Here is a 19,272-nt window from a genome sequence, read left to right as displayed (position 1 = left end):
CTACAAATTATTTAACTCTGTCTGCATTTTTTTTGTGAGTCCTCTTATAACTAATTCATAAGAATGGTCTATTAATTCTTTTACTAAATCATCTAAAACATCACTAGAATTAATAGTTACAGTATTCCAAAGTCTTTTATTCATATGCCAACCAGGATTAATGCCTTCAAATTCTCCACGCAATTCTTCTGCTCTATCTGGATCGCATTTTAAATTGATTGCCTCCGCACCTTTTTCCCAATTATTTAAACTTGTAAGTGCAAACATTTTACCCATCACTTTAAAAACCAAAGTCACATCATCAAAAGGAAAATGCTCTGTAACTCCTTTTTTTGCAATACAAAAATCTCTTAGTTGTTCGACATGCATAAATTCTTCAATTTAAAAGTATCTTTTTTACAATTTTAAAAAGTATCTTTATATATCAAATTTACAATTAATATTTAAATGGAAAATGATTTTTTAGACAACACGTCTATCATTAGTTATTCTGCTAAAACTTACGAAAAAACAAATTTCGCTGCAGTTTCTCAGATAAACTTATCTCAAGGTACAGATACTATAGAGTGGTTAAATACCTATGGAATAAAGTTTCAAAATGAATATAAAAAAGTAATTTATCAGAATAAATTAGACGATTTTTTAATAAAATTACTAAGCGATGAAGAACACCCTAATAAGGTTATTTTATTAGATAACTTACTTTTTATTACAACACGTGTTTTAATTACTGAGAGTCAAAAATTAGATTCTGAACAGATGGTTTTTATTGTTTCTGCAGACTTCTTATGGTCTATTCAAGAAAAACCTGGAGATTATTTTAATTGGATTAGAGAGCGTTTAGAAGGCAATAAAGGTATTGTTAGAAAGAAAAGGGCAGATTACTTATTGTTTCTATTATTGGAATCTATTATAGACAATTACCAAGATACGTACGAAGAAAATGCAGAATTAAGTGCTCACAAACTAAACTCTACACATATAAAACCAACACCAGAATTTACTTCTTTAGTTGAAAAAAGAAAGCAGGAGTTATTTAATTTTAAGAAGGCAACAATGAGTTTAAAAGACACCGTTGTAAAGCTAGAAAAGATTGAAATTGATGGTTTTGACGTAAAATATTTTAGTGAATTAAAAGAACAAACTAATAATTTAATTTCTAATATAGATTTTGAATTACAAGAATTAGAAAGTAAAATAAATCTGATATTTAGTATACAAGGACATCGCTTAAATGAAGTAATGAAAACCTTAACTATTTTGTCTGTTATTTTTATTCCGTTAACTTTTTTAGCAGGAATCTACGGTATGAATTTCGAAAACATACCAGAGCTAAAATTAAAATACGGTTACTTTATTTTATTAGGAATTATGGTTTTAGTTACTGTTATTTCTATTTGGTATTTTAAACGCAAAAGGTGGTTTTAACCAAACAAATCCTTAAATAAAAACCCTTTCTAATTTAAAATAGAAAGGGTTTTTAATTCTTTAAAAAATCTTTTAAAATTAATAAACTCTCTATAGGATTTTCTTCCATAGGAACATGACCCGAGTTTTCTAAAACAACCAATTTAGAGTTCGGTAAAACACTATCCATACGTTTTCCATTAGCCAAAGGAATCCAAGTATCTTTTGCTCCCCAAATTAATAAAGTAGGCGTTTTTATACTTTTCAACTTCGTTAAACTTTCTGTTTCGCCAAGTCTAAAATCTGTTCTCGATCTATCTATAAATGCTTTTCTATTTCCACCCCTTAAAGACATTTTATGATAACGTGTTATTAAAGCATCTGTAATTTTAGACTTATCTGCATAGACTTGTTCTATATTTTTTCTAATAATAAACTTAGGTGTTACATACAAAAACAACGAATTTAAAATAGGTGTTTTAGCCATTTTAAAGATTGTTGGTTGCGGCTTATTGGTTGGCAAACCACTGGCGTCTAATAAAACTAATTTCACTATTTCTTCTGGGTAAGTTGCAGTATAATCCCAAGCAATGTTTCCGCCCAAAGAATTCCCTACTAAATGAAATTTATTAACGTTTATTTTTCTTAAAAATTGATGTAAAAAATTTGTATAATTTTTAATTGAGTAATCTGCATTTTTATTTGGCCCAGTCAATCCAAAAGCGGGCAAATCTAATCGAATAACTCTATAGTTTTTTAAAAGTTGTTTTGTCCAATCGTTCCAAGTATGCAAAGAAGCTGCTGTACCATGAATTAAAACTATAGGAAACCCCTTTCCTTCATCTCTATAATGCACCTGCATTCCATCTACTTCTATAAATTTAGAATACTTGTTTGCATAAGTATTCTTTAAATCATCTACAGAAATATCTGCATACGTACCGTTATAAACGGTAACCAATAAAATGATTACAATTCCGAAGAAAAATCTTTTTTTAGTGAAGATTTTCTTCATAAAATTACTTTATAATTTTATATATCACAGGCTTACTTGGTGTTGCATCATTCTCGAAAGGTGCAATCATTAAATTTAATAAATACTCACCATCTTCTACATCATTTGGTACATATATAAACTCTGTAATCGTAGCATTCATTCTTATGTCTCCTGCTGTATTCCAAAAAGCATTGTGTGCTAATAATTTACCACCATCTTTTTCTTTATCTACAGAAGGTAAATCTACAAGTAAATGTTTTATTCCTTTTTCTCTTAAATAAACAGCTGCTTCTTCTAATAAATATGGCGGATTTGTGTTCGAGTATTGCATCGACTTTTTATCCTTTAAATTTGGTAAGGTTCTTATAATAATTGCATCTCTTTTCTTATTCTTTAGAGCCGTTTTTAATTGTTTTTCTGAAATAACAAAATCTTCTCCTCTGCTTTCTGGTGCTACGGTTACAACCTCTGCAAGAAAAACAAAAAACTTTAAACTCTTATTTACAGAATGTACCTCTTTTGTAATATGACCAACACATTCTGTATGTGTAATATGAGAATGAGGATTAAAATGAATGTTATTAAAGTTTACAACTGCACCTTCTGAAACCTTTATTTGCTCTCCATTAACACTTTCTGGAAATATTTTTGGTGCATCTAAATACCACGCATTTACATTTGTTTTCGATACATCTATAGGAATAGAAATATCTATAGGATTAGATATATTTACCTCTATCTTTCTTGAATTATATTCTATAACTGCTTTCATTTCTTACGATTCCTTTTTATTTTAAACCTAATTCAACATAAATAAATCTGATGCAATCCCATCAGATAAAAACTTTCCTTTTTGGGTTGTTCTTAAAATGTTGTTTTCAATATACAATAATTCTTGTTCAATGTGTTTTTTAGATTGATTTTCTAAATAATCAATAAATTCCCCTCCAAAATCTTGTTTAATTTTCTCTATAGAAACTCCCCAAATTGTTCGCAAACCAGTCATAACATATTCATTATATCTGTCTGTTAAAGAAAGAATTTCTCTTTCTATTGGCAATTCGTTTTCTTTAATAGATTTTATATATTTAGCATTATTTCTCACATTCCAACTTCTTTGTTTTCCGTCGAAAGAATGCGCAGAAGGTCCAATTCCTAAATAAGATTTACCCAACCAATAAGATGAGTTATTTTTGCTAAAGAAATTTTCTTTTCCAAAGTTTGACAATTCATAATGTATAAAACCGGCATTGTCTAATTCTTCGATTAAAATATAAAATTGTGCTTGCGCTTTTTCTTCATCTACATTTTTAATTTCTCCTTTAGCTATTAACGTTTCTAAAGCTGTTTTTGGCTCTACAGTTAATGCATAACTAGAAATATGCGGAATACCAAAACTAAGAGCTGTTTGTATGTTTTCTCGCCATTCTGCATTACTACAATCTGGCACACCATAAATTAAATCTACAGAAATATTTTTAAAATATTGCGTTGCCAAAGACAAAGATTTTTTTGCTTCTTCAGAATTATGCGCTCTGTTCATTAATTTCAAATCTTTCTCAAAAAAAGATTGAACACCAATACTTAACCTATTAATTGGTGATTTAGATAGTGCTATTATTTTTTCTTCGGATAAATCATCTGGATTTGCTTCTAATGTAATTTCTGGGTTTTCTACAACCTTAAAATTGGCATAAACAGCATTTATTAACTCTTTAATTTCTTGGGTACTTAAAACAGAAGGTGTGCCTCCACCAAAGTAAATGGTTTCTACAGTTGTATCTCCTAATTCCTTTTTTCTAATTTCAATTTCTTTAATTAAAGACAAAATCATGTCTTCCTTTTTCTTCAATGAAGTAGAAAAATGAAAGTCGCAATAAAAACATGCTTGCTTACAAAACGGTATATGAATATAAATTCCTGACATTATTTTTTTACTCGCTTTTCATTCTGTTTTACAAAACTTGCCCAACCCGTATAATTTTTACCTCCAACAACTTTACCTGAATTATAAAAATGACAAACCGCTGCTGCTAAACCATCTGTTGCATCTAAATTTTTTGGTAATGTTTTTAAGTTTAACAAAGATTTTAACATTAATGCAACTTGCTCTTTACTTGCACTACCACTTCCTGTAACTGCCATTTTTATTTTCTTTGGCAAATATTCTGTAATAGGTATTTCTCTAGATAAACCAGCCGCCATTGCAACACCTTGTGCTCTACCTAACTTTAACATAGATTGTACATTTTTACCAAAAAATGGCGCTTCAATAGCTATTTCATCTGGGTTATATGTATCTATTAACTCTATGGTTCTCTCGAAAATTAACTTCAATTTTAAATAATGATCATCATATTTTTTAAGCATTAACTCATTCATTTGAATAAATTCCATCTTTTTACCAATCACTTTTATAAGGCCAAAACCCATAATAGTTGTTCCAGGATCAATTCCTAAAATAATTTTTTCTGTCTTCAAATTCTTAGATTGTTTTTGTGTTTCTCACCTAACTTAATGACGATTATTTGTTACTTTGCAAACAATGAATTATTCGCTAACACACAAATCTAAACAATTCTTTTGGTTGCTCATAAAACTAAGTATTGTATTTGGTTGCGCATATTTTATTTGGCTAAGGCTAACATCTAATAATCAGTTAAATTTTAGTGTTTTTTATAGAAATTTAATTAAAAACAATGTTTTTTCTATTAAGAACCTGCTTGTCTTACTCTTTTTAAGTTTTTTAAATTGGTTTTTAGAAATAACCAAATGGCAATCACTTGCTTCTTTTTGTTTTAAAACAAGTAAAAAATCTGCTGCAATACAAAGTTTTTCTTCGTTAACAACATCTTTAATTACACCCAATAGAATTGGAGAATATGGTACAAAAGCTTTTTATTTTAAAAAAACTTTAAGAAAACAAATTCTAAGTTTAAATTTAATTGGAAACCTATATCAACTTTTAGCGACACTCTTTTTTGGTGTTTCTGGTTTGTTCTATTTTATAAATAATCAAAATATAAATTTTGATTTACATACGTTTTATTACTACTTAATTCTTTGCCTAATATTATCTTTAATCCTATTTCTTATATGGAAAAACTTACTGTCTAAAAAAAACTTATTTAAAAATTATGCTATAAAATTGAATAAAAATGAGCATTTTAAAATTGCTACTTTATCCTTTTTAAAGTATTTGGTTTTCTCACATCAGTTTTATTTTTTACTTTTCATTTTTAATGTGAATATTTCTTATATAGATGCATTTACAGCAATTAGTAGCATGTATTTAATTAGTTCTATAATACCTATGCTATCTTTGTTTGATGCTGTGTTAAAAGGAACCGTTGCTGTTTTTATTTTCAGTTTTCTAAACGTTAATGCACTTACAGTTTTAAGTATTACAACACTAATGTGGATTTTAAATTTTGTTATTCCTGCAATTATAGGAAGCTATTTTGTTCTTACTTTTAAACCCAAACAAATAACATGATTTGGTTTCTAATAGTGCTATTTTCTTTTTACACAATTCTAATTATTTCTTTAGCAATTGGTTTTGTAAGGCTTCGTAATTTTAAACCTGAAATTATAGTTTCTAAAACTAGTTTCTCTGTTATTATTCCTTTTAGAAATGAAGCAAAAAACTTAAAAGGGCTATTAAATTCTATAAAAGCATTAGAATATCCAATAGAAATGGTAGCGTTTATTTTTGTAGATGACGCTTCTTTAGATAATTCTGTAAAAACCATCGAAGAGTTTATTAAAACGAATAAGATTAAAAACTTTAATATTCTACAAAATAATAGAAAGTCTAATTCACCAAAAAAAGACGCAATTTCTACAGCAATTTCATTTGCAAAAAATAATTGGATTGTTACAACAGATGCAGATTGTATTTTACCAAAAAAATGGCTTTTAACTTTAGATGTATTCATTCAACAAAAAGAACCAGAAATGGTTGTTGCACCGGTTAACTATATTGTAAATAATAATTATTTAGAACAGTTTCAGTTGTTAGATTTTATGAGTTTACAAGGAACTACAATTGGTGGTTTTGGTATCGAATTTCCTTTTTTATGTAATGGTGCTAATCTAGCTTACAAAAAAGATACATTCTTAAAACTAAATGGTTTTAAGGGCAATGATAATATTGCAAGTGGTGATGATATTTTCCTTTTTGAAAAATTTATAGAACACAATAAAAAAAGTGTACAATTTTTAAAATCTAAAGATGCAATTGTAGCAACTTTTCCTGTTAAGACAATAACCAACCTAATAAATCAAAGAGTACGTTGGGCTTCTAAAACAAGTAAATTTAAATCTGTAAACGTAAAACTAATAGGTCTTTTAGTATTTTTAATTAACTTAAGTGTAATTTTTAATTTGTTTTTATCGAACACATTACTAGTAATTTTGTTGCCTTTATTCTTAAAAATAGTTATCGATTTATTTCTATTTATACCAACAATGATTTTTTATAATCACAAGAAATCATTCTTAAAATGGTATGTTATAAGTAGTATTATATATCCTTTTTTTAGCGTTTTTATCGTTTTTAAATCGCTTTTTTTTAACTATAATTGGAAAGGAAGAACTTTTACAAAATAGCTTATCTAAAAGCTAACAAACTATTTTAGCCCAGATTGAAGTGGCATCCTTTTTTTGTTTTTCTCAAAAAAAGATATAACGGAAAGCTGGAAATTGCTTCGAAAATTATTTAGAAAATAAAGAGTTCATAATAGGTTCCATTTTAAACCAAAGTAAAACAGCAATAACTAACAATAGTATTAAGAAAATACCTTTTGTAGGTTTAGTCTGCTTCTTTTTACCGAATTTTCTTTTGAATTCCATCTTTTAATTTTTTATTATTGTCTAATGCTAATTAGCAAAAAAGGCTTGCTAATTACTTATTTTAGTTGCTCTTAACATTTCTCTTTTTCCTGGAGGCCCTGGAATTCTTTCTACAGTAAAACCAACGGTTTGCATTGCTCTTCTAACACTTCCTTTCGCAGAATAAGTTACTAAGATTCCGTTTTCTTTGATAGCCTTATACATTCTTAAGAAGATATCTTCTGTCCATAATTCTGGTTGATTTTGAGCACCAAAGGCATCAAAATAAATTAAATCAAATGCATTTTCATCTGTAATTTCCTGAAAAAATTGTTTTCTTTTGGTTAGTAGAAAATCTTTTGAAATAGTTTGTTTCTCTTCCCAAGAGTAGGCATGCATATTATTGAAAATTTGTTGATTTTCTGTTGCTTCTAATTCTTTAACGTAGTTTAATTTTAGTACTTCTTCTGAAGAAATTGGGTATGCTTCTACCCCAACGTAATTAATTTTAACAGTATTTTTTTCTGCTTCTAAAAAAGTAATAAATGCATTTAAACCTGTACCAAAACCAATTTCTAAAATAGAAATATCTTTGTTCTTTTCAATAATTTTATCGAAACCAGATTGTAAAAAAACATGATACGATTCTTGTATCGCACCATGTTTTGAGTGATATTGCTCGTCCCAATCTGGTAAATGAATGGTTGTTGAACCATCTGAAGTAATTAAAATTTCTCTCTTCAAAAGTTTAAATTAAATTTATAATGTAATTTTATGAATTGCTTAAAAAACTATTTTACTTTTAATAACACACCATTTGCTTCGAAAGCAAATTCTTTTTTAGGTGCTATAATTTTAGCTATTTCTTCTTTGCTTTTACCTGCATCTTCTGCATAATGTTGCAATTCTTCTACTGGTGTTATTTTTACAAATGCTTTTCCTTCTACAATTACTTCTTTTCCTTTAGAATCTAATGGCATAAAGAAACCGTAATCTTTAAAACGAACCATTGTTTCTGTTTCTTCTGCTAACGGAAGCTTCATCCAACATCCTTTTTTAACACAAACTTCTTTAATTTCTGATGCAAATTTTACGTTTACAGTATCACCAACATTCATACTCTCAAATTTGGTTAACATCTCTTTAGAAGTCATCGCTTTTTCTTCAGAAATCTTATCTCCGTAAGAAGCATATGCTAATTCTTGAGCAGGAACTACTACTTCTTTACTCTCTTTTTTCCCTTCTTTACACGCTGTAAAAACTAACAATGCAATTGCACAAAACTTAACTACTAATTTCATATCTTATATTTTTAATAACTGGTTACACAAATGTAAGTAAATTAACATCAAAACGCGAATTTTTATGTTCCGTCAGATGAATAAATTATGTACATTTGTAACGAAATTTAATCAAACAAATTATGAATTCTAACATAGAAATCAAACATATAGCAAAGTCTAAAATAGACACCGTAGATTTTAATAACCTTCCTTTTGGTAGCGTTTTTTCAGATCACATGTTAACTTGTACTTTTAAAGACGGAAAATGGGAAAGCCCAATAATTGAGCCTTATGCTCCTATTTCTTTAGATCCTTCTGCTAAGATTTTTCATTACGGACAATCTATTTTCGAAGGAATGAAAGCTTATAAAGATACTGAAGGAAACACTTTATTATTTAGACCTTTAGACAATTGTAAGCGTTTAAATAAATCTGCAGAACGTTTAGTAATACCTCAAATTCCTGAAGACCTTTTTATGAACGGTTTAAAAGAATTATTAAAAGTAGATGATGCTTGGATACCAACAAACGAAGGAAGTTCTTTATACATAAGACCTTTTATGTTTGCTTCTGGAAACGGTTTTCATGCCTCTCCTGCAAACGAATATAAATTTATGATTTGTACTGCGCCTTCTGGAGCTTACTTTGCTGGTAAAGTAAAAGTTTTAATTGAAGAAAAATATGCACGTGCTGCAAATGGTGGTGTTGGTTTTGCAAAAGCTGGTGGTAATTATGCTGCTCAGTTCTACCCAACACAATTAGCTATTGAAAAAGGATATAACCAAGTAATTTGGACAGATGACAATACACATGAGTATATTGAAGAAGCTGGTGCAATGAACATCTTTATTAGAATTAATGATACTTTAATTACAAGCCCAACTAGTGATAGAATATTAGATGGAATTACTCGTAAAAGTATTATTAAAATTGCTGAAGACTTAAAAATTGATGTTGAAGTAAGAAAAGTTTCGGTTTCAGAAGTTATTGCTGCTGTACAATCTGGTAGTTTAAAAGAAATGTTTGGTGCAGGAACAGCTGCTGTAATTTCACCAATTGCTGGTTTTGGTTATCAAGAAAAAGATTACGATTTACCAGAATTAGAAAAACCTTTTGCTGCTCTTTTAAAGAAAACAATTACAGATATTCAGACAAATAAATCTGAAGATCCTTATGGTTGGAGAATGAAATTATAAAAACACTTTTTATAAAATAAAAAAAGCATCAAGTTAATTCTTGATGCTTTTTTTTATTACAGATATTTTAAAAATAACTCTTAATTTTTTAATAATTGAAAAGTTGTATTTTTACTTTCTAAACTAAAATATATGCAGCATTTAAAAACAAAACTCACCTATACTTTACTCTTTACCTTGTTAATATTTAGTTTTATTAATTGTAGTAGTAAGAAAGCAGTTACTTCTAACAAAGAATTTGTTTTAGAAGCTAATAAAATAATGCAAAAAGAGCCAAAATCTAATCTATTATACATCTTAGATGGTAAAGAAATTGACCAAGCACATATTAAAAATATAAACCCAAATAACATTAGAACTATGAATGTTATAAAAGGAAAAGGGAACATAAAAAAATACACTAAGAAAAAATATGATGGTGTTATCCTAATCTACTTAAAAAAGAAATAATTATGAAAAAAGTAATCCTCTTTAGTTTTGCAATAACAATTCTTTTTTCTTCTTGCAGAAGCACAAAATCTTTTCAAAGTTTTTTTAACACCCATAAAAAAGATATTGGAGCAACAGCTTTTCAAGTTCCTAATTTTATGCGCTCATTATTAACTAATATTTCACCAGAAATTAATAGTTTATTTGGCAACGTAAAAGACTTTAAATTTATCACCTTTAATAGAATTAGCATTATAAAACAACAACAGCTAATTAATGAAATGAACTTGGTAACAGATAATAATTTTACAGATATGCTAAGAAGCAATCAACCAGATAAAACAAAAATTGTTTCTGTAAAAGAAGATGGAGATGTGGTAACACAAGCTATAATTTTTAATTCTACCTTAGCAAAAACTTCTGTTTTCTATTTAAAAGGTCGTTTCGATCCTAACCAATTAAAGCAGTTATCTGAAGGCAATCAATTTGAAAACTTGTCTAACAAATTAATTCAGAATTACCAAATAACACCAAAAACTTCTAAAACACCAGGTTTTAATCCTAACTAAAAAATGAAAAAAATTATATTACTATGCTCTTTAATATTCATAATTTCTTGTAATTCACAAGACAAAAGAACACTTATGGGTAAAACAGCATATCAACAAAAACTGAATGCAAGTTATAAAGACGCAACAAAATCTCCTTTAAAAAAGAAAGATTTAAAACAATTTAAAGGCTTAGATTTTTTTCCTATAGACACTACTTTTATAGTTACTGCACAACTTATAAAAACAGTAAATGCACCAACTTTTAAGATGGCAACCACTACAGATAGAGAACCATTATATAAAGAATATGGTAAACTAAACTTCACCTTAAAAGGAAAAAAATGTCAATTAACAATTTACCAAAGTCAAGACGATTTGCGAGATGCAAAGTACAAAGATTACCTGTTTTTACCTTTTACAGACGACACTTCTAGCAATGAGTCTTATGGCGGTGGCCGTTATATGGACGTGATGACAACAGATATTTCAGAAGAAAACACTATTGTTTTAAACTTCAACAACACGTACAACCCATACTGTGCTTATAACGACAAATTTTCTTGCCCTTTAACACCTAGAAAAAATCATTTAAATATAGAAATTAAAGCAGGAATAATGGTTTTCGAAAAACATTAGTTTTAGAAGCTATTTCCTGCTTTCACTACTCGCTTTTTTTCGTACCTCAAAAAGAGCTCAAACAAACCGTTCAATCAGGGCTAAACCTATTTGCTTATTTTCTGCAATTGCTAAAAACCAAGAACTAACAAATTTTATTGATTACACATTTATAGAGATAGTTCCTTTTAAATCTAATTCAATAGCACTTTCTAAAGCCTCTAAATGTAATTTTCTAACTTTCAATTTTGTTTCAGCATGTGCCTTTTTATTCAATTTAGAAGACATTTCTGCAACCTTAATTGCGGTTGGTAATAAATGATCTTCTGACACAATAATATCTAAAAAACCAGCAGCAATTGCTTGTTTAGAACTATAAATCTCTGCATTATTTACACTTCTATTTAAATACACTTCAGACAAGCGCGCTTTTGCTATTGCAATACCAGCGTTGTGCATTGTCATACCAATCATAACTTCATTTAAACCAATTTTAAAATCACCTTCTACCCCAATTCTATAATCTGCAGAAAGTAATAAAAATGCCCCTTTTGCAATTGCATGACCAGAACAAGCAATAATAATTGGTTGTGGAAAAGAAAGCATTCTAAGAGAAAGTCTAGAACCTTTTGTTACCAATTCCTTAGCAGCTTCTGGTGACTTTGTCATCACTTTTAAATCAAAACCTCCAGAAAAAATACCTGCCTTACCAGTTAAAACAACAACTTTATTTTCTTGTTCTGCTTTATCTAAACCAGCATTTAAACCCTCTACAACCTCACTAGAAATTGCATTTGCTTTTCCATTATTAATAGTTAATATTGCGTAATTCTCTTCTGATGTATAGGTAACAAATTCGTTCATTTTTTTATTTTTAAACAAGTTACAATAAAATATTAAATTGTAAAATCTTTGTAAGAAAAATGATACTTCACCATATTATTCTCTTAGTTTTTAATTGTTTATTTTTGCCCAATAGAGCAAATTAAACACGTGTTCAATTGCTTTATTTTGAAGTTTCTTTTACCAGAGAAGATTTTAAATATATGAATAAAATTAAAAAAATATTTCTTTCTTTTGAGCAAACTTTTTCTTTGCTTTTTCTATTAAAATGGACCTGTATTTGTTTATTGATAGGTCTTTTTACAGGAAGTGCTTCTGCCGTTTTTTTATGGTCTTTAGAATGGGCAACAAATTATAGAGAGGCAAACCTATGGATTATTGCTTTGTTACCAATTGCTGGTTTAGTTATTGGTTTATCTTACCATTATTATGGCGAAAGTGTTGTAAAAGGAAATAATTTATTATTAGAAGAATATCATTCTCCTAAGAAAGTAATTCCTTTTAAAATGGCACCATTAGTCTTTTTAGGTACTATTCTTACGCATTTATTTGGTGGTTCTGCTGGTAGAGAAGGAACTGCCGTACAAATTGGTGGTGCAATTGCAGATCAATTTACTAAAATATTTAAGCTTTCTAATTTAGATAGAAAAATTATATTAATAGCAGGTATAAGCGCAGGTTTCGCCTCTGTTTTTGGAACTCCTTTAGCGGGCGCTATTTTTGCACTTGAAGTAATGGTTATTGGAAGAATAAAATTTGATGCCATTTTACCTAGTTTTTTAGCAGCTGTTTTCGCTAACTATTTTTGCGATGTATGGCAAATTTCTCATCACACACATTATAGCATTTCTACCATTACAGCAGTATCGCCAGCAAGTGTTTTATGGGCTTTATTAGCAGGTATTATTTTCGGATTAGTAAGTATGTTATTTTCAAAATCCACTCATTTTTGGGGTAAATTATTTAAGAAACACATTCGCTATGCTCCTCTTAGACCTGTAATTGGTGGTGTTGTTATAGCGATTACAGTTTATTTAATGGGAACTACAAAATACATAGGTTTAGGTGTACCAACAATTGTAGACGCTTTTAATATCGACTTAAATTCTTATGACTTTATTCTAAAACTATTATTCACTTCTTTTACTTTAGGCGCAGGTTTTAAAGGAGGAGAAGTAACACCGTTGTTCTTTATTGGTGCTGCTTTAGGAAACGTTTTAATTTGGTTTATTCCTTTACCAATGCCTCTATTAGCAGGAATGGGATTTGTGGCCGTTTTTGCAGGTGCAACAAACACACCAATTGCTTGTACAATTATGGGTATTGAATTATTCGGAATAGAATCTGGCGTTTTTATTGCCTTGGCTTGTACTACTTCTTACTTATTTTCTGGGCATTCTGGTATTTACTCTGCACAGGTTATAGGAAGCTCTAAACACATCTTTTACAAAAAAGAAAAAGGACTAACACTTACTGATGTAGATAATCTACGCAATAAGAATTAGTCCTTAAGAATTAAATGTGTAAATAATTTTACAACTCTAAATCTTCTACATCTATAAAATTTTTCTTCTGTACAACCGTTCCTTTATCTAAAATAATAACTCCTGGGTTTGCTCTTATCATTGTTTTTAAGGTAGTTTCGTCACAGAATAGAAACTCAAAAGGTAAATTATATTTTTCTTTGGCAATAATTAAATCATCCGAAAAAGAAGCTGAAACACCATAAACAGTATATCCTTTTTTAATTGCTTTCTCTGCAACTTCTTTAATTGCTGGAAATCCACTAACGTCAGATTTATCTAAATTATAAACAATAACTAACATTACTTTTTCTTTTTCCAATAAAATTGGCGCCAAATCTTGTTGTGCATCTTCTAACATAAAATCATGCACTGGCGGAATAGAACCATCTGCAGGATATTGCATTCCTTCTTGTAAATTTTTACCAACTGCATATGCTCTAAAATCTATAATTGGTAAATGTGTTAATACATGTTGCACAATAAATAAGAAAACTGCTAATGATAAAAAAGTAATTAACTTTGGTATTTTACCCGCAAAAATTGGTTTAATAAATGCTACTTTTATAAGTAAAACAATAATTAGTACAATTAAAATAACGTTTTTATAAAAAGTTTCCCAAGGTGTTAATTTAATAGCATCGCCAAAACAACCACAATCTGTAACTTTATTGTAAAATGCAGAATACCATGTTAAAAACAAGAAAATTAGAGTTAGAATTAACAAACTCCAAACTGTAATTTTTGGTTTGTAACCAATTAAAATCATTACTCCTAGTAGTATTTCTGCTACAATTAAAAGAATTGCAAATGGTAATGCAAACGGAATTAAAAACTCCATATTTAAAACACCTTCAGAAAAGTATTCTTGAAATTTGTATTGAGAACCTATAGGATCTACCAATTTTACAAAGCCAGAAAAAATAAATAAGGCTCCTACTAATATTCTCGAAATTTGTACTAATATCTTCATATGCTATAATTTAAACTTCTTTTATAAACTGTTAAAATAGGTTTCGTTTACTTTTAACCTTTAAATTAAATACTAACCCAAATGAATCATTGCAAAAACTGCATAATTAATCATGTCTTGGTAATTTGCATCAATACCTTCAGAAACTAAGGTTTTACCTTTATTATCTTCTATTTGCTTTACTCGTAATAATTTCTGCAAAATTAAATCTGTTAAACTAGAAACACGCATTTCTCTCCAAGCCTCACCATAATCATGATTTTTATTCATCATTAATTCTTTGGTAATTTTACTATGTCTATCATACAAAACAGTTGCATCTTCCGTGTTTAAATCCGGATTTTCAACAACACCATTTTCTAATTGAATTAAAGCCATTATAGAATAATTAATAATACCAATAAATTCAGATTTCTCTCCTTCATCAACTTTTCTCACCTCATTTTCTTGCAATTGTCTAATTCTTTGCGCCTTAATAAAAATCTGATCTGTTAAAGACGGTAAACGTAAAATTCTCCACGCAGAACCATAATCACTCATTTTTTTTATAAATAAACTTCTGCATTGTTCAATTACAGCATCATATTGTTTCGAGGTATCTTGCATCTTCTTTTGTTAAAAAGTATTTGCTCAAAAATACTAAATCCTATATGCTTTTCATTTATTTTTACAAAAGAATTTTAAAACTCATAAAATTGAAAAAGATTGTTGTTTTTTGCGGAGCAAGTTTAGGCTTTAACCCTATTTATAAAGAAGCTGCTACAGCATTAGGAAATCATTTTGCACATAACAAAATTGGTTTGGTTTATGGTGGAGGAAAAATTGGAATGATGGGCGCTATCGCCGATACAATTCTGGCTCATAATGGCGAAGTTATTGGTGTAATTCCTAAATTACTAGAAAAGGAAGAAGTGGTACATGCTGGTGTAGAAGAAATGATTGTTTGCAAAACAATGAGCGAACGTAAAGTAATAATGAGCCAATTAGTAGATGGTTATATTACACTTCCTGGAGGTTTTGGTACCTTAGATGAGTTGTTTGAAGCACTTACTTTAGGGCAATTATATATTGAACAAAAACCAGTTGGACTTTTAAATATAAACGGTTTTTTCGATGCTGTTTTATTGCAATTAGACAAAATGATAGCAGAAGGTTTTCTAAAACAAACCAATAGAGACATGTTAATAGTTGGTACTTCTGTAGAAGATTTAATGCAGAAAATGAACGCTTACAAAGCACCAAAAATTACACACGTAATTAATAAAGTAGTTCGTTAAAATGACCATAAATTGCAAAGGTACTTTAGTAGATTTAACAACCCCAAAAGTAATGGGGATTTTAAATATTACACCAGATTCTTTCTTTGACGGAGGAAAATATAAAAACGAAAGCGACATTCTTTCGCAAGTAGAAAAAATGCTTTTAGACGGCGCAACTTTTATAGATGTTGGTGCCTATTCCTCTAGACCTGGCGCAAAACATATACCAGAAGAAGAAGAACTAAAAAGAATTGTACCTGTTATTAATTTATTAGTTCAGAATTTTCCAGAAATAATTATTTCTGTAGATACTTTTAGAAGTAAAATTGCCCAAGAAACTATAAATGCGGGTGCAGCAATTGTAAACGATATTTCTGGCGGAAAAATGGATGCTAATATGTTTGCAACTGTTGCTAAACTTCAAGTTCCTTATATTTTAATGCATATGTTAGGTACGCCGCAAAACATGCAGAAAAATCCTATTTATAAAGATGTTACCAAAGAAATAATTTCCTTTTTTGCAGAACAAATTTATAAATTACATCAACTTAAATTAAACGATATTATTATAGATGTTGGTTTCGGTTTTGGAAAAACCAACGCCCATAATTTTAAAATCTTAAAGAATCTAGAACTTTTTAAAAGTTTAGACGCACCAATTTTAGCCGGAATTTCGCGTAAATCTATGTTGTATAAAACCTTAGATATTTCTGCCCAAGAAGCTTTAAATGCCACTACTTCTGCAAACACAATTGCCCTTTTAAATGGCGCAAATATTTTACGTGTGCACGATGTAAAAGAGGCCGTAGAAGCTGTAAAAATTGTAAATCAGGTTTCTTTTTAGAAGCTATTTCCTGCTTTCACTACTCGCTTTTTTCACTGCTAGTTCTCGATACAAATTTTTCATTCTTCAAAATTCACTTAAACTAGCAGTAAAAAAGAGCTCAAACAGACCGTTCAATCAGGGCTAAACTTGTTTGTTTACAATATTTCAAAAATAAAAAGTAGCATGTCATTTAAAAATTAGTTTTTTTAACGATTTAGAAATCTCATCAAAATAAAAGTTAAATTATTAAGACTTTTCTTCATATGTAATGCAGAGTAACATCTTTCTAAACTAAAATACTTGGCATTCTTTTTGTTAAATAAATGTTAACGCCAAAAACCTATCTAGCCAAACTTTAATAAATCAATTCGAAATAATTCGGACTGAAACCCATTTATTAACTTTTAAAACTAGAAATTATGAGTAGAAAAGAATCTCCAGAAATTAATGCTGGTTCTATGGCAGACATCGCATTTTTATTATTAATCTTCTTCTTAGTAACTACAACAATGGATGTAGACGCAGGAATATCTAGAAAAATTCCGCAGAAACAAGAAAAACCTGCAAATTTAGATATCAACAAACGGAATATCTTAGAAATAAACATCAACAAAAACAACGAGTTATTTGTAGATGAGAAAATAATTCAAATAGAAGAATTAAAACAAATTGCTATCAATTTTATAGATAATGGTGGTGGATTAGACATTAATAAAAAAAAATGTGATTGGTGTGAAGGTACAAAAGATAAATTATCCTCAGATCATCCATCAAAAGCAATTATCTCTATAAAAACGGCTAAAACAACAAACTATGGCACGTATATTTCTACACTAGATCTTTTAAACGCTGCCTACACTAGTTTAAGAAATAAGCTTTCTGTAAAACTATATAACAGAAATTACAACAGTTTATTAGAAGACTTTAAAAAATCGAATAATAGTGATAAAAATATTCAAGAAAAAATAAAACTGATTCGTAATAAGTATCCGCTTCTATTATCTGACGCAGAAATAAATAATTGATATTGTTCTCCAACTTATTTATTAGTATTTTAGCCTAATATCAGTCAATATTTATGTTCGATTTTGTTGAATTTTCTTTGTTAGATGTTTTAGACATTTTGTTAGTAGCAACATTACTCTTTTATATTTACAAATTACTAAAAGGTACAGTAGCTATAAATATAGTTATTGGTATTGGGTTTATTTTTATAATATGGAAAATTACACAAGCCTTAAAAATGGAAATGTTAAGTGGTATTTTAGGCTACTTACTTTCTGGTGGTGTTATTGCCCTTATTATAGTTTTTCAGCAAGAAATAAGAAAATTCTTATTAATGATTGGTACTACAAACTTTACCAATAAAAGAAGTTTTTTAAAACAACTTAAGTTTTTACAAACAGAAATAAGTTCGGAAGTTGATACAGAAACAGTTTTAGAAGCTTGCCAAAAGATGTCTAAGACAAAAACAGGAGCTTTAATTGTTATCGAAAGAACAAATACTTTAGATTTTTTAATAAATACTGGCGACAAGATGAATGCGTTGTTAAACGATGCATTGTTGCAAAGTATTTTTTACAAAAATAGTCCGCTTCATGATGGTGCTTTAATTATTAGAGACAATTATATTGTTGCAACTAGAGTTGTTTTACCAATTTCAGACAGCACAAAAATACCTGCAAGATTTGGTTTAAGACACAGAGCTGCTATAGGTGTTTCTGAAAAGACAGATGCAGTTTGTTTATTAGTTTCAGAAGAAACAGGTGAAATATCTTATATAAAAGATGGTGGTTTTGAGCTTTATGCAAACTTTACAGAACTAAATGAAAAAATTAGAAAAGATTTAATGTAGTTTTCTAATAAAAATAAATTACATAAAAAAAGGTTCTCTATTTAGAGAACCTTTTATATTTTAAAAACAACTAACCTTATTTAGAAGGAGCCATTTTAGATTGAATAGCAGCTAATACACTTTTGTATTTAGCCATTTCTTTAACGTCTAATTTAGATGCTAATTCTTTTCCTTTAGCTAATAAAGCAGCACCTTTAGGCGCTAATGCAGAAATTTTAGCTAAGTTACCATTTGCAGCGATATAATCTTTTGCATAAGCAGCATACTCAGTTAAGTTTTTTGTTACAGCTTCGTTAGAAAAACTAGGAATAGTAACGCCTGCTAAAGCAGAGTCTTTAGATGAAGAAACAGCTTCTTTAGCTCCTTCAACAGCATTTTCAGCACCTTCAACAACAGCGTTTGCTGCGTCTTTTGCTCCTTCTGCAACTGTATTAGCAGCATCTTTTGCACCATCAACTACCTTACCTGCAGCATCTTTAGCTCCATTTGCAACTGCACCTGCAGCTTCAGTTGTAGCATCTGCAGCTTTATCTGCTGTTTCAACTGTTGCATCTTTTAAGTCAGTAGCTCCTTTTTTTACTTCTTTACAAGACGTTGCTAATAAAGAACCTGCAACTAATACAGATAATACGATTTTTTTCATTATTAATTTGTTTATGATTTGAACGTCAAATTTAACACT

General features: G+C 29.0%; 24 protein-coding genes. 12 read left to right on the top strand and 12 right to left on the bottom strand.

Features of this window, described 5'->3' with window-relative positions; translation table 11 throughout:
* On the bottom strand, positions 1–369 hold the full coding sequence (locus SHK09_RS06620) for an MmcQ/YjbR family DNA-binding protein (protein ID WP_319809998.1): 369 nt from the start codon (positions 367–369) through the stop codon (positions 1–3).
* A 78-nt stretch (positions 370–447) separates the two neighbouring features.
* On the opposite strand from SHK09_RS06620, the gene SHK09_RS06615 reads away from it, so the two are divergent.
* Positions 448–1,428 carry a CorA family divalent cation transporter gene (locus SHK09_RS06615; protein WP_319809997.1) on the top strand — a complete coding sequence of 327 codons (981 nt, stop codon included), beginning with the start codon at positions 448–450 and terminating at the stop codon, positions 1,426–1,428.
* 52 nt (positions 1,429–1,480) lie between these two features.
* Here SHK09_RS06615 and SHK09_RS06610 read toward each other — a convergent pair whose 3' ends face one another.
* The 4 genes from SHK09_RS06610 to ruvC are packed head-to-tail and all read right to left on the bottom strand — an operon-like array spanning position 1,481 to position 4,885.
* Positions 1,481–2,422 (bottom strand): alpha/beta hydrolase, encoded by a 942-nt coding sequence (locus SHK09_RS06610; protein ID WP_319809996.1) that lies wholly within the window; start codon positions 2,420–2,422, stop codon positions 1,481–1,483.
* 4 nt (positions 2,423–2,426) lie between these two features.
* Entirely contained in the window at positions 2,427–3,176 is a 750-nt protein-coding gene (locus tag SHK09_RS06605; protein ID WP_319809995.1) for a cyclase family protein, read from the bottom strand.
* A 27-nt stretch (positions 3,177–3,203) separates the two neighbouring features.
* Complete coding sequence (hemW, locus tag SHK09_RS06600) at positions 3,204–4,331, bottom strand: radical SAM family heme chaperone HemW (protein WP_319809994.1); 1,128 nt, start codon at positions 4,329–4,331, stop codon at positions 3,204–3,206.
* Positions 4,331–4,885: a crossover junction endodeoxyribonuclease RuvC gene (gene ruvC, locus SHK09_RS06595; protein WP_319809993.1), complete on the bottom strand. Its 555-nt coding sequence runs from the start codon at positions 4,883–4,885 to the stop codon at positions 4,331–4,333. The genes hemW and ruvC overlap by 1 nt, the downstream gene beginning before the upstream one ends.
* 64 nt (positions 4,886–4,949) lie before the next feature.
* Between ruvC and SHK09_RS06590 the strand changes: the two genes are divergently transcribed.
* Both SHK09_RS06590 and SHK09_RS06585 read left to right on the top strand, forming a co-directional pair.
* A complete protein-coding gene (locus SHK09_RS06590) occupies positions 4,950–5,900 on the top strand; it encodes a hypothetical protein (RefSeq protein ID WP_319809992.1) in 951 nt (316 codons plus the stop codon).
* The gene (locus tag SHK09_RS06585) at positions 5,897–7,015 is read left to right on the top strand and encodes a glycosyltransferase (RefSeq protein ID WP_319809991.1); all 1,119 of its coding nucleotides are present in this window, start codon (positions 5,897–5,899) and stop codon (positions 7,013–7,015) included. The genes SHK09_RS06590 and SHK09_RS06585 overlap by 4 nt, the downstream gene beginning before the upstream one ends.
* A gap of 105 nt (positions 7,016–7,120) precedes the next feature.
* Here SHK09_RS06585 and SHK09_RS06580 read toward each other — a convergent pair whose 3' ends face one another.
* The 3 genes from SHK09_RS06580 to SHK09_RS06570 are packed head-to-tail and all read right to left on the bottom strand — an operon-like array spanning position 7,121 to position 8,538.
* The gene (locus SHK09_RS06580) at positions 7,121–7,258 is read right to left on the bottom strand and encodes a hypothetical protein (protein WP_319809990.1); all 138 of its coding nucleotides are present in this window, start codon (positions 7,256–7,258) and stop codon (positions 7,121–7,123) included.
* A gap of 48 nt (positions 7,259–7,306) precedes the next feature.
* Positions 7,307–7,981 (bottom strand): tRNA (5-methylaminomethyl-2-thiouridine)(34)-methyltransferase MnmD, encoded by a 675-nt coding sequence (gene mnmD, locus SHK09_RS06575; RefSeq protein ID WP_319809989.1) that lies wholly within the window; start codon positions 7,979–7,981, stop codon positions 7,307–7,309.
* Between the two features lie 47 nt (positions 7,982–8,028).
* Positions 8,029–8,538, bottom strand: coding sequence for a DUF4920 domain-containing protein (locus SHK09_RS06570; protein WP_319809988.1), 510 nt, complete (start codon positions 8,536–8,538; stop codon positions 8,029–8,031).
* Positions 8,539–8,660: 122 nt separating this feature from the next.
* On the opposite strand from SHK09_RS06570, the gene SHK09_RS06565 reads away from it, so the two are divergent.
* From SHK09_RS06565 to SHK09_RS06550, 4 genes are all read left to right on the top strand, one after another.
* Positions 8,661–9,716 carry a branched-chain amino acid aminotransferase gene (locus tag SHK09_RS06565; protein ID WP_319809987.1) on the top strand — a complete coding sequence of 352 codons (1,056 nt, stop codon included), beginning with the start codon at positions 8,661–8,663 and terminating at the stop codon, positions 9,714–9,716.
* 132 nt (positions 9,717–9,848) lie between these two features.
* Entirely contained in the window at positions 9,849–10,166 is a 318-nt protein-coding gene (locus SHK09_RS06560) for a hypothetical protein (RefSeq protein WP_319809986.1), read from the top strand.
* A gap of 2 nt (positions 10,167–10,168) precedes the next feature.
* Positions 10,169–10,714 (top strand): DUF4252 domain-containing protein, encoded by a 546-nt coding sequence (locus tag SHK09_RS06555; RefSeq protein ID WP_319809985.1) that lies wholly within the window; start codon positions 10,169–10,171, stop codon positions 10,712–10,714.
* Positions 10,715–10,717: 3 nt separating this feature from the next.
* A complete protein-coding gene (locus tag SHK09_RS06550) occupies positions 10,718–11,332 on the top strand; it encodes a DUF1684 domain-containing protein (RefSeq protein ID WP_319809984.1) in 615 nt (204 codons plus the stop codon).
* Between the two features lie 141 nt (positions 11,333–11,473).
* On the opposite strand, the gene SHK09_RS06545 is transcribed toward SHK09_RS06550, so the two are convergent.
* Positions 11,474–12,175: a crotonase/enoyl-CoA hydratase family protein gene (locus SHK09_RS06545; protein WP_319809983.1), complete on the bottom strand. Its 702-nt coding sequence runs from the start codon at positions 12,173–12,175 to the stop codon at positions 11,474–11,476.
* Between the two features lie 182 nt (positions 12,176–12,357).
* On the opposite strand from SHK09_RS06545, the gene SHK09_RS06540 reads away from it, so the two are divergent.
* Positions 12,358–13,659, top strand: a complete 1,302-nt coding sequence (locus SHK09_RS06540) for a voltage-gated chloride channel family protein (protein WP_319809982.1) — start codon at positions 12,358–12,360, stop codon at positions 13,657–13,659.
* A gap of 28 nt (positions 13,660–13,687) precedes the next feature.
* Here the strand turns inward: SHK09_RS06540 and SHK09_RS06535 are convergent, their stop codons facing one another.
* A complete protein-coding gene (locus tag SHK09_RS06535; protein WP_319809981.1) occupies positions 13,688–14,650 on the bottom strand; it encodes a BT_3928 family protein in 963 nt (320 codons plus the stop codon).
* A gap of 72 nt (positions 14,651–14,722) precedes the next feature.
* Positions 14,723–15,256: a DUF1599 domain-containing protein gene (locus tag SHK09_RS06530; RefSeq protein WP_319809980.1), complete on the bottom strand. Its 534-nt coding sequence runs from the start codon at positions 15,254–15,256 to the stop codon at positions 14,723–14,725.
* Positions 15,257–15,345: 89 nt separating this feature from the next.
* Between SHK09_RS06530 and SHK09_RS06525 the strand changes: the two genes are divergently transcribed.
* From SHK09_RS06525 to cdaA, 4 genes are all read left to right on the top strand, one after another.
* Positions 15,346–15,927 (top strand): TIGR00730 family Rossman fold protein, encoded by a 582-nt coding sequence (locus tag SHK09_RS06525; protein WP_319809979.1) that lies wholly within the window; start codon positions 15,346–15,348, stop codon positions 15,925–15,927.
* A gap of 1 nt (position 15,928) precedes the next feature.
* Complete coding sequence (gene folP, locus SHK09_RS06520) at positions 15,929–16,753, top strand: dihydropteroate synthase (RefSeq protein WP_319809978.1); 825 nt, start codon at positions 15,929–15,931, stop codon at positions 16,751–16,753.
* Positions 16,754–17,154: 401 nt separating this feature from the next.
* Positions 17,155–17,760 (top strand): biopolymer transporter ExbD, encoded by a 606-nt coding sequence (locus SHK09_RS06515; protein ID WP_319809977.1) that lies wholly within the window; start codon positions 17,155–17,157, stop codon positions 17,758–17,760.
* A gap of 53 nt (positions 17,761–17,813) precedes the next feature.
* Positions 17,814–18,590, top strand: coding sequence for a diadenylate cyclase CdaA (gene cdaA, locus SHK09_RS06510; RefSeq protein ID WP_319809976.1), 777 nt, complete (start codon positions 17,814–17,816; stop codon positions 18,588–18,590).
* A gap of 76 nt (positions 18,591–18,666) precedes the next feature.
* Here cdaA and SHK09_RS06505 read toward each other — a convergent pair whose 3' ends face one another.
* Positions 18,667–19,233 carry a hypothetical protein gene (locus SHK09_RS06505; protein ID WP_319809975.1) on the bottom strand — a complete coding sequence of 189 codons (567 nt, stop codon included), beginning with the start codon at positions 19,231–19,233 and terminating at the stop codon, positions 18,667–18,669.
* Positions 19,234–19,272 lie beyond the last annotated feature (39 nt).

Origin of the sequence: Polaribacter sp. PL03 (assembly GCF_033875165.1) — a bacterium.
In the GTDB taxonomy this organism is placed as follows: domain Bacteria; phylum Bacteroidota; class Bacteroidia; order Flavobacteriales; family Flavobacteriaceae; genus Polaribacter.
Note: the sequence above shows the minus strand (reverse complement) of the source record. Positions and strands in the feature narration are given on the sequence as shown.